At 35.6% G+C, this 11,213-nt stretch carries 8 protein-coding genes; 3 read left to right on the top strand and 5 right to left on the bottom strand.

What is annotated here, in order from left to right:
• Positions 1-2: 2 nt before the first annotated feature.
• The 5 genes from ACHFIZ_RS13110 to ACHFIZ_RS13090 all read right to left on the bottom strand — a co-directional run bounded on the left by ACHFIZ_RS13110 (position 3) and on the right by ACHFIZ_RS13090 (position 8,354).
• Positions 3-578 carry a chemotaxis protein CheB gene (locus ACHFIZ_RS13110; RefSeq protein WP_410886558.1) on the bottom strand — a complete coding sequence of 192 codons (576 nt, stop codon included), beginning with the start codon at positions 576-578 and terminating at the stop codon, positions 3-5.
• A 27-nt stretch (positions 579-605) separates the two neighbouring features.
• Positions 606-2,132, bottom strand: a complete 1,527-nt coding sequence (kaiC, locus tag ACHFIZ_RS13105) for a circadian clock protein KaiC (RefSeq protein WP_410886556.1) — start codon at positions 2,130-2,132, stop codon at positions 606-608.
• A gap of 543 nt (positions 2,133-2,675) precedes the next feature.
• Entirely contained in the window at positions 2,676-5,975 is a 3,300-nt protein-coding gene (locus ACHFIZ_RS13100; protein WP_410886554.1) for a carboxypeptidase regulatory-like domain-containing protein, read from the bottom strand.
• Between the two features lie 333 nt (positions 5,976-6,308).
• Positions 6,309-7,670 carry a sensor histidine kinase gene (locus tag ACHFIZ_RS13095; protein WP_410886552.1) on the bottom strand — a complete coding sequence of 454 codons (1,362 nt, stop codon included), beginning with the start codon at positions 7,668-7,670 and terminating at the stop codon, positions 6,309-6,311.
• 3 nt (positions 7,671-7,673) lie between these two features.
• Positions 7,674-8,354, bottom strand: a complete 681-nt coding sequence (locus ACHFIZ_RS13090) for a response regulator transcription factor (RefSeq protein ID WP_410886550.1) — start codon at positions 8,352-8,354, stop codon at positions 7,674-7,676.
• Between the two features lie 947 nt (positions 8,355-9,301).
• Here ACHFIZ_RS13090 and ACHFIZ_RS13085 point away from each other — a divergent pair.
• The 3 genes from ACHFIZ_RS13085 to ACHFIZ_RS13075 form a co-directional block, all read left to right on the top strand.
• A complete protein-coding gene (locus ACHFIZ_RS13085) occupies positions 9,302-9,922 on the top strand; it encodes a hypothetical protein (protein WP_410886548.1) in 621 nt (206 codons plus the stop codon).
• A gap of 25 nt (positions 9,923-9,947) precedes the next feature.
• Entirely contained in the window at positions 9,948-10,748 is an 801-nt protein-coding gene (locus ACHFIZ_RS13080; RefSeq protein ID WP_410886546.1) for a DUF5677 domain-containing protein, read from the top strand.
• A gap of 100 nt (positions 10,749-10,848) precedes the next feature.
• On the top strand, positions 10,849-11,213 hold a 365-nt coding region (locus ACHFIZ_RS13075), incomplete at its 3' end, for a hypothetical protein (RefSeq protein WP_410886544.1).

Here is an 11,213-nt window from a genome sequence, read left to right as displayed (position 1 = left end):
TACTAAGTTTTAAGCGCAGCTGCCAAATTTTTTAGTTTATCCGGAATTTTGTCGAGAGGGATAACGAAATCAATATTACCCGAATGCTGAGCACTGAGCGGCATATAGTTTACTTCAGCAGACATATCCTGAGCAAAGGTTTTTCCTCCGTTCGCTTTAATTTGCTTACAGCCCTCGGTACCATCATGATCGTATCCTGAAAGGACAATGCCGATTGCTCGATCGCCCATTACCGCAGCTAAAGAGGTAAAAAATAAATCAATTTGTTTGTTTCTGCCTGAGCGAGGGGAGATGACTTTGAAGTTATAGTTCTCCATTAAAAGGTCTGAGTTCGCAGGAATTACGTAAACGTTATTGGCCTGGATCAGCATTGAATCAGAAGCGACCTTTACAGCCATTTCTGTATGACGCGCCAGTATTTCAGCTAGCTGACTATGGGCTATTGGGTTCATGTGAGAAATAATGACAAAGGCCATACCTGTATTTGCAGGCATGACATTCAAAAGTGCCTTATATGCGTTAAGTGCCCCAGCAGAGCCACCAATACCAACAATGAGGGTAGGATATAATGCTCCCATATCTATGAAAGGTACACCTTTTGTTGACTATTCACCTTTATCTTGTTTAATTAATTTTTGACCCTCGGACACATTTTTGCCGATCTTGTTTTTCTCATTTGCGACCGCTATAGATTTATCATCCATTGGCACCAATTTTATTCCATCATCACTCAAAATTAATTTGTGGACATCACTGTCGTGGCCGGTGCCACGTGACTTGACAATGAAAAGCCCTCGAATGCGTTTTTTGCTTAAATCTTCCTCTAATTCTCTCACTACGATCCAGGTGTCTATTAGTGAAGATACTCCAATTTCTCCGCTCGTATCATTTTGTGCGGCGGAAGAAACGAGACTCGTAAAAAAGCTGGTGATGCCATTTGATTTTAACAGATCAATCATTCGGGTAATCATTGAGCGGATTTCACGTTGGTCACCCTCTCCAATAAGACTAGTAAGGGGATCTATGACCACTGTATTCGGCTTAAATTCTGCAATGAGTTTATATAAATCGAGTAGATGCATCTCTAAACCAAAAAAGGTAGGCCTCGTAGATACAATTTTTAAGAGTCCTTTTTTTATCATTGGCTCAAAATGAATGTTTATAGAACTCATATTTTGAACGAGCTGCCCTGCCGATTCTTCATAGGATAGGAAAAGACAGCGTTCTCCACGTTTACAACTTGCTACTGCGAACGCAGCTGCAAGGCTTGTTTTTCCAGTACCTGCTGTACCTGATGCAAGTACCGTACTACCTTTGGCAAAACCCGATTTAACACCCCTGAACATTTTGTCTAACGAGGGAATACCTGTCGAAACTTTATGAGTTGTGCCCGGTTGATCAAGCCCTGCAGAGGTGATGGGAATTACTGAAAGTCCCTCCTTATCAATTACGAAAGGATATTCGTTTGTTCCATGTTTTGAACCACGATATTTAACTATACGGATTCTGCGGATAGCAATTTGTTCCTTAACCCTGTTGTCCAGTAAAATGATGCAGTCGGAAATGTACTGTTCCAGACCATGACGGGTAAAAGTTTCCTGTAACGGCTCGCCGGTAACGATGGCAGTAACCTGTTTTTCTTTCAGCCACCTGAAAAGTCTTTTTATCTCTAAGCGAAGAATACCGACATCTGTGATGCCGGCAAAAATAGATTCAATAGAATCTAAAACAACCCGTTTTGCACCAATGGAATCAATTGCATGCTCCAAACGAACGAATAACCCTTCAAGGTTAAAGTCAATCTCATGAACATCTTTTCGCTCCAAAAGCACATGTTCTATCAAAATTTTCCTTTGTGATACAAGCCCTTGCAGATCTAGGTTAAGAGAAGCCACGTCTGTATAAAGTTCTTCTTGTGTTTCTTCAAAAGACATGAATACGCCCGGCTCTTTGAATTTGATTGCGCCATTGATTAAAAAATCAAGTCCCAAAAGGGTTTTTCCCGAACCTGCACCTCCACTAACTAAAGTGGTTCTGTTTTTCGGAAGCCCGCCTTCTGTAATTTCATCGAAGCCTTTGATGCCCGTAAGGCACTTTTGTAATTGCTTAGGATGATCAGTGCTTTTTTTCATGTTTTGTTTTGCTTAAGCCGGTTTGTCTTATTCAGTGTAGTGTTCCTATATTTCGTTAACTTCAAAACGACCCTATTTATAATAGGAAAACTTGATGAGGCATTGAATATAAATGAACATGACTCAGAATAAACAATTACGACATGGGTTTGTGTCAATTGAATTGATTTAAAGCATAATATTCCGAATGTTGTAAAAAAAATACTTGAAATTATATTAGGAAAAATTTGGCATAAAAGCTATGATCAGCAGGGCAGAGGCGGCAATAATGAATAAAAATTAAGTTAAAATGCTTCTGTAATCTTCCCTAAAAACAGTTACAGAAATATTCTTTTAACGCCGTTATGAATACTTTTATTTTGAATTCTGCGCTGAATTTTTTTCTGCATACTTTTTTTATCCTATCTAAATTTACAGCCATTTTTATAACCTTAAACTATCGACCTAATATTGGGGAGTATTACAAAGAGATAAAATAAAGGAAAAGACCCGATACAAAATGTGATTTTATATCGGGTCTTAAAATATCAAAAGAAAAGATACTTAAAAGCTATACCTTAATCCAAACTGCATTTGGAAACGTGATGCAAAAAAATCTTTTGCGTAAGTACTGGTATTTACCTGTTCAAAGTTGTACGTTGGGTAGGCTGTGGCAGTACCTACAGCTACAGATTTTAAGCCAATGCTAGCCATCGAGTTATAAGTGTTAGGCGAAAAATACTGTACTCCCCAGTCCTTATTCAATAAATTAGTTAAGTTTACGATATCATAGGTAAAGGTAAGAGTCTGCTTTTTAGCACCATTACCAGCTACAATAATATCTTGAGAGAAACGGAAGTCGGACTGTACGTTCCAAGGTGTACGTGCACCGTTACGCTCAGTAAATTTTCCTCTTCTGGTTTTCAAATATTTATCTCCATCAATGTAAGCATCAAAAGCGGCTATTTGGCTTGCAGCGGTTTCCACAATGGTTGCCTGGGCATCTTTACGGTCAACAATAAATTTAGCAGTTTCTCCCGCGTTGGGGATGTACATTAAACTTACATTTTGTCCAGTTCCATTAATGGTTGTATTTAGCAGACCATAAGAATATGGAGAACCCGATTGCGCGCTAAAAAACAAGGAGAAATTAGCGACATATTTGTTTTGACTATCCCATGAATGTTTAAAGTTAACCGTTGATACAATGCGGTTACGGATATCAAAGTTAGAGTAGGCCAATTTGGGCATATTGGGGTTTAACGACTGGTTTAACTGCCAGTTAGATTCCATTGAATTACGAATACCATTGGTAATATCTTTAGATTGACCATAGGTATAAGCAGCCATAACATCTAAACTAAAAGGAAAAGCTTTGCTTATCTGTCCGGTTATGCTGTAACGGTAGCCCTGACTGGTATTAGACAACAAGTAAGCATTGCTGTATTTTGGGTTGATTAGCTGATTGCCATTTACTTTTTGATAGATTGGCTGTTTTTGGTTTACATCATATGGATAATAGATTGCATTGTCTAAAATGTTAACCTGTTGAAATTTTAGATCATTAATCACTTTAGTGTAAATTCCTTCTACAGAGAATTTCCATTGGTTTTGGGTTTTATAATCAAATGCTAAGCTTGTTCTCCAGGTTTTAGGCATTTTAAAATTATTGTCGATTAGGTCGACCTGGGTTTTACCAGTCGCATCGTTTACATTAATACCTTGTTTACTTACAAATCCTGCTTCACCATTACCGGATAAAGCATCTTTAATTGGATCTGTACCTGCTACCGGTATAACAGGTGATGTACCAGTATAAGTGTATTTTTTATCGAAGGCACCATAGGTAACTCCATTATTATAATAGGCATAACCTAACCAGGCAAAAGGAACCCGACCGGTAAATAAACCGCTACCGCCTCTAAGTATTAACTTCTGATCGCCATTGACATCGTAAGTAAATCCTACACGCGGAGAGATCTGTACCTGACTTAGGAAATCATTTTTAATGTCTTTTGGTTGGGTATAAGTATTTGTTGTACCATAATTAATATCAACAGGTGCATTGATAGTTTTATCACTCAAGGGTTGTTTGTTTGGTAGATTGGCCAAGTCAAACCGGATTCCGTAAGTTAATTTAAACTTGTCTGTGATCCGGAATTGATCTTCTCCATATAAACTGAACATATTCAATTTAAATTCTGCTGGAGGATTGTCTATAATGTAATCTCTGGTGTTGTTGTTATAGCTAAAATTGGTACGAACACGGTTTGGTTTGTTTGCAAGGAAATCTGGTACGTTGCTATAGGCTACGCGACCATTCCAGGCATTCACAAAACCATAGGTAATGTTGTACAATTCATTGTGTGTACCAATTGTAAAGGTATGTTTACCATTGGTAAAAGTATAGTTATCGGTAAATTCAAAAGTCTTTTGTTTCATATTGAATATACTTGCTTCCCGGTCAGTACCCAAAAAAATTGTCCCCCCATGTCCGGCAATTTCAATTTGTGGGATAGCAGTATTAGAAGTCGGATCTCTGAAATCGTGAATGTTTGAATAACCAATCACTAAGTTATTTGATGTATTATTTGAAAGTCTGCTTTTTAACTCGGCAACAGTTGAACTCTGGTTATTAGTTTGTTTATAATCAATGCCACCGAACCTGAAATTGGACTGGTCACGTTCTAAATTTGTAGCTTCAGAACGGATGGTGTTGTTTCGGATGGTTAACTGGTTTTTTTCGTTGATGTTCCAATCTAAACGGTTAAAAAATTTGTTAGATTTTGCATAGATATTATAGTCTCCAGTTGATCCGGCATCAATACCGTAATTGGCTATCATGTAATTACTAATCAAATTTGCCTCATTGGCGGTAATTACTTTCATATCTAACGACCCTGCTCCCAGTATTACAGGGTCCTGGCGACGGGTAAGCTCTTCATTGGTAAAAAAGAATAATTTGCCTTTAATAATTGGAAAACCCAACCTAAATCCGGTTTGATAATCGTGAAAAGCCGATGGCTCTTTAGAGTTATCTCCAATTTTATTTCTGCCAACTAAAGAGGCATTACGTCCATAACCATACACTGATCCAGAAACATCATTTGTTCCTGAACGGGTTACTGCGTTTATACTACCACCAGTAAAGTTCCCGATTTTCACATCGTAGGGGGCTAGCAAAACTTGTACGTCTTGAATGGCATCAATAGATACTGGATTGGTACGGGTACTGCTACCAGGCATACCCGAACTACCACTTTGACCACCTAATGACGGACTAAATCCAATGGCATCGTTGTTAATTGCTCCGTCAATAGTTACGTTATTATATCGAAAGTTAGTGCCTACAAAAGAATTGTCCTTACTGCCCTGAGGGGTTAAACGGGTAACATCAGTTAAGCTTCGGCTTACGGTTGGTAAGGTTTTGATTTGTTCTTCGCCAATTTGGGTTCCAGCTCCAGTTTTGGCTGTACCACGGGTTGCGGCTATCACTATTTCACCCAATCGTATGCCTTCATCCTGTAAAATAAAGTCAAGCCGTTGGTCGGAACCTAAGCTTAAGTTTATATTATTCTTTTCTTCTTTCGCATAACCAATATATGTTACGGTTACCTTGTATGGGCCACCAGGGTTTAAGTTATTTACCCAGTATGCGCCATCTGCACTCGTAACTGCACTAAATTTTGTCCCTGTTGGCAAGTGTATAATTGATACGTTTGCTCCTGGAACGGCAATACCTTTGGCATCGCGTACTTTTCCGTTGATACTCGAGGTGGTAACCTGAGCATTTACACTAAATCCTGCACATAGCAAAAACATGAGGATAAGATACCTTAAGTTGATAGTAAAAATTTTCTTCATTTCGTTGATCTTATTTTTATACAAAAAAAGAGAGACAACATGAAGTTTATATTAAATAAATGTTAATACGTACCTGAGTTAACATGAAATTAAAACAAGATTAAAGCGAGATTAAAGCGGAATTAAATTGTATCGTAAAAGACTTTAGCTAATGGTAGTTAATGGGTAGAAAAGTAAAAGACTATGCATTTTTACCCTGATATCCTATGAAAGTCCGTTAACATAATATTAAATTTATATTAACAACGGATTTTTATATTCTAATGCCCATTTTTTTTTAAAATAAGTTATGGGTTAGACTGTGCCAAGCCAACCGCAGGAAATTAACAGGGATTAAAATTTCGGAAAGACAACAATAAAAGTACTTCCTTCACCTTTTTCGGAAACTACATTAAGTGTACCTTTAAACAAGGTGATGATTTTATAAGCCATATATAGCCCCATACCCATTCCTTTACGGTGGATTTCTGTGGACGAGGTGTAAAAGGGTTTAAATATTTCTTCCTGTTCGATTTTTGATATACCAACACCTTTATCTTTGAATAAAAGCCGAATTTCGCTTTCGCTTACTTCAAACTCACAGTTTACGGGTTTATTATTAGAAAATTTAAAAGCATTTGATATGATATTATTCAATGCAATATGTACTTGGGTAGGGTTTGCTTTTATAAGTAATTCCTTTTCCTCTTCGGGCAGTTTTTTTATAGTGACCAGCAACTCCAATTTTTCTGGTTTACATTTCCATTCGTCCTGTAAAGTCCAAATTAATTCATCAATGCGAAGCGGAACGGCTTGAGAAGAACTAAATTCCAGATCTGCCTGGGCAAGATCGAGCAGTCCGGCGATGATCTGATCCATTTTTTCTACCTCGTGTAAAACTGAGGCCAAGGCTTCTTTATAGACGAATATTTCTCTTTCTTTTGATAAAGCTAATTCTGCGGCTATAGCAATCCTGGTTATTGGTACCCTAAGTTCATGTGAGGCGTTGGCAACAAATGTTTTTTGTAATACAAAGGCGTTTTCTAGGTGTTCCATAAGATTATTGAAATTTCTTGTGAGCAAGTTTATTTCATCCTTATTTTTTCCCTTTTTAATACGAAGGTGCAGATTGTTGGATTTAATTTGCTGTACATCAGCTATAAAATGATCTAAAGGAGATAATATAAGTTTAACTATCCATCTTCCAAACAATAGCAGGCCTAACAAGATAACTATAAATATGAAAGCCATAATTTTAAGCAACCTGTTCATCCTGTAATTGTTGGTTTCATCAGCTGCCGAAGCCAAGATCACAAAATCTCCTTGGTTATCTTTATAAAAAATACCTACGACTTGTCTTTTGCCATCCTTGTATCTTAATTTTCCGTGTTTTCTTACTTGCTCAATGATATTGGCACTCCAGTATTGCTGATCATCACCAATGAATTCGGCCTTATTATTTGAATTGTAAATTCTGATTACCTCGCTATCCAACTTTTTTAAATAAGTTCCTCTAGCTTTAATTAGAGAGCTCGTTGTGATTTCATCCGCATCTAGGTACAGTTTAGCAGTAACCATAGTCCGGTCAGTAAGTCGCTCAAAGAAATCAGCTTCAACAAATTTAAGGAAGATAAAATAAACGGAGCTTAATATAAACAATAAGATTACCGCGAAGGTCACGGTAAAGGATAATGACAAGCGGTCCTTTATTTTCATGTTTTATTTAAGGATATACCCCATATTTATGATGGTATGTATAAGTTTTCTAGAGAACTCCTTTTCAATTTTTTTTCGCAAAAAATTGATGTAAACGTCTATTACATTGGTTCCGATATCAAAGCTGATGTCCCATACCTTTTCTGCAATATATTGTCTGGATAAGAGACGGTTTGGGTTGCGTAGAAAGAGCTCAAGCAAGGTGAATTCTTTCGCTGTAAGCTGAATTTGAATACCTCCTCTGTAAATCTCTTTACTTAATAAGTTTAATGTGACATCTTCAAACTGGAGCAACTGTATTTCTTTTTTATCAATATCTTGGCGCCGTCTTCTTAATAAGGCTTCTATTCTAGCTAATAATTCTTTAAAATGGAAGGGTTTAATTAGATAATCATCGGCCCCGGCGTTTAAACCTGTTACTTTATCATCAATAGAACCCAAAGCGGTAAGCATGAGAATGGGTGTATCGCTTTGTCTATTTCTCAACTGTTTACAGATTTCCAATCCGGTAACCCCGGGCATCATAACATCTAATATGATTAGATCAAAATATACTGTTTTAAAAAGTTGCAAAGCTTCATCTCCATTGTGTATCATGCTTACTTCAAAATTTTGTTCCTGAAGTCCGTCTCTAATGAGTTTGGCAATTTTGACATCGTCTTCAACCAATGCTATTTTGATCATAAACAAATGTAGTTATTCCTTCAGTAATACCTGATTACGATATTTTAGATAAATCTCTGGAAGATGCCAATGACAAATCTGTCAGGTGTCTCATCCTGAAATTATTTGTCTTTTACTTTGATGATAGGATTTAATGATCTTGGTCAATTCCAACGTTTGAGTTCACATTGTCTTCAGATTGAACATTCGGCTCTTTTTCCGTTAATGTTAATACGGATGTAAATGGGAGCAAGACCCTTAGTGTATTTTTTTTGCATTTTCATGTAGAAGAGCAGGTTAAAATTTGTTTTTGTAATATGAACATTAAAAGCTAAACAAATAGCTTTACAGTATAACGTTTACAAAATGAACAGCTGTAACTAATTATAATACAATTAGTTACAGATTATTCGGTGAGTTATAAAATATTTAAAAACTACTCACCGAATCACTCAGCAAAGTTTTGTGAAAACATGCTAATTTTGGCAATTCCCTAAAAGAAAAAACCCTGCTTATCGTGCGATTGCAGGGTTTTGTGTAGTTTTGATATTAAATCTTGTGATCCCGCTGGGATTTACACCTAGTGTAAAAATCAGCGTTTAAATAGTACTTGAGGCTATTTTGTAATTCTACTCATCGAATTACTCACTATTTTTTTAATACGTTTTAGCTGCAATTGCTAGCGGTAAATATAAGAACATTTTATCACAATTAACACTGTGTTTGAGATTGTCAAAGCTAATTAGAGCATCCACTTAATGGTTTCTATTCATTATGTAGGAAGTACCCTATTTTTACTATTTTTGAATATATCACAACTGGATATTATTGTTTTGGGAGAGAGCTACAATTTAACAAGGAAATTGGTCGCAATAAAGCGGGAATTTTAAAGAGAAGTTCCACTTATGACATCTGACTTTTTTAGAATGTTCAATCCTCATTAAATGCAAAAGTAATTATTTAAACAGATGAATAAAAAGGTATTAAAATCGATGTTAGCTTTCATTGTAATCATTGCAATTGTAGTTAGTTTTTTGTTTCTCAACGAATACTGGAAAGAAGAAAAGCTATTTATACACAAAACAGGGTATAACAAAAAAGCTATTTTAAATTCAACTTGGAACATGTCAAGTAAAGAAGTGGAAAGAGCAAACAAGCTCAAGTTAAAGAAAGGCTTAACTTTCGTCTTTTTTGAACCTGGGCTAAATAAATTACTCAATGAAAAGAGAATTACTGCAAAAAAAATAGATGATTTCAATCTTTGGACATTTACTTCAGAATTGACATATGATTTTTTTGATGATAGATTATTTAGATATTCATTTATTGGAGAATTAGCTGAACCTAATAGTTTTGATAGCATCGCTGTGAACAACCTAAAAAATAGATATGGTAAAATGATTAAAGATACAAATCAATTTGGAGGAAATTTCCTTAAAGATTCAGTTTCAGTAGAATACAGTCAGTTCAACATCGAAAACAGCAAAAATGAAACCGAACATCGATTCCTAATTAAAGTGACATATTTACCTATTTTTAACGAAATTGTTAGAGAATCTGAAAATGAACAAAATTCGATTTTAAATTGAAATCTAACGCAAAGATTAGGAAAGCATGAAGGAAATTGGGAGAATAAGGGATTTAGATGACGAGATTTTTGAAGAGTTTCAAAAATATTTTTTGAAAATTAAGACATCTGATTTTGTCAAGAAATATCCCTATACAAATATCCTATTAAGTTTATTCGACACTAGCGGAACATTTATAAAAAATTCAATATACGACAGTTGCGAAACTGATGATTATTTCGCTGTAAAAATCTTATATAGATGTCTAATTGAGCACTACGTGAAATTCAAATTTATATTCGTAAAGTGGGGATTAACCAAAAGTGACGATTTTGCCTATGATTTTCAAGAATATGGCCACGCAAGAGAAGTCCTAGATTCACTTAGAGCAAAAATATCAGAGCATCAACTATTTGATCCAACCTATACATTCAAAGATTGGGATGATTTTCTAAAGGAACACCCTAAGTTTAAAAATAAAACACGTAAAGAAGTTGAAGATGAGACGAAAAAATACACTTTTAAAAATATAGTAAGTTATTTAAATGGCCAGTTCAAGGCAGGTGATACAGATTTATCCAATACTTTGGGAAAATTCATAATTGATTATTCAAATCTCTCATCTTTTGTTCATGGGGGCATGAAATCCTGTCAAGAAATGATGTCAATGAATAGCAAAGAAAAAAGGCAAACCGAATATATTCGTATGTGTGGACTATCTTTTCAACTAAGTAATTCAATTAAACTTTTCAGTTTGATTATGTATATTCAAACCGATAAGGATGCATTCAGTCCTCACTATCTCAAAGTAGATAACATTCTAAAAAAAATAAATAACGCACCATAGGCCAGACATTAACGTCGGATGTTAAAAGTGCCGACATATTAAATTGTTTACCAAGCCCTTCAGCAAGCAGTCAATCCAATAAACTTGAACAACACAAAAAATGGACAACTATAAAACAGTAAGCACTTCTGCAAATTCAGCCCGACTTGTTGACCCCATTATAATTGAAGAAAACAGTTCGACAAGGAAAGTTCTGCTCGTTGATTTAAATATTACAAAAAAAGAAGTAGGCGAAACAGTCGGTCTTACTATAGTACACCAAAGGAAAAAACTTAACGATCAATGGGAGGATATTGAAAATATTTCTCTTAGTTCCTTAAAGGGAGGCGAAGGTGTTAAACTTAAATTAGATAGCAAAAACACCAGAACTATTTATGACGAACTCACCAAACTTTATGCACTCATTGAAAAAGAAGGTGTTCAATATGGATTAAAAGAATTTACCGTTGCTAATGCAGATGAAAT

The sequence above is a fragment of the Pedobacter sp. JCM 36344 genome (genome assembly GCF_046546555.1).
Taxonomy (GTDB): domain Bacteria; phylum Bacteroidota; class Bacteroidia; order Sphingobacteriales; family Sphingobacteriaceae; genus Pedobacter.
The sequence above is the reverse complement of the archived record's forward strand: the minus strand, read 5'-3'. Positions and strand labels throughout refer to the sequence as shown.

Excerpts from the sequence above, each read along its gene's own strand:
- ACHFIZ_RS13110 (WP_410886558.1), bottom strand. The coding sequence starts at position 578 with ATGGGAGCATTATATCCTACCCTCATTGTTGGTATTGGTGGCTCTGCT.
- kaiC (WP_410886556.1), bottom strand. The coding sequence starts at position 2,132 with ATGAAAAAAAGCACTGATCATCCTAAGCAATTACAAAAGTGCCTTACG.
- ACHFIZ_RS13100 (WP_410886554.1), bottom strand. The coding sequence starts at position 5,975 with ATGAAGAAAATTTTTACTATCAACTTAAGGTATCTTATCCTCATGTTT.
- ACHFIZ_RS13095 (WP_410886552.1), bottom strand. The coding sequence starts at position 7,670 with ATGAAAATAAAGGACCGCTTGTCATTATCCTTTACCGTGACCTTCGCG.
- ACHFIZ_RS13090 (WP_410886550.1), bottom strand. The coding sequence starts at position 8,354 with ATGATCAAAATAGCATTGGTTGAAGACGATGTCAAAATTGCCAAACTC.
- ACHFIZ_RS13085 (WP_410886548.1), top strand. The coding sequence starts at position 9,302 with ATGAATAAAAAGGTATTAAAATCGATGTTAGCTTTCATTGTAATCATT.
- ACHFIZ_RS13080 (WP_410886546.1), top strand. The coding sequence starts at position 9,948 with ATGAAGGAAATTGGGAGAATAAGGGATTTAGATGACGAGATTTTTGAA.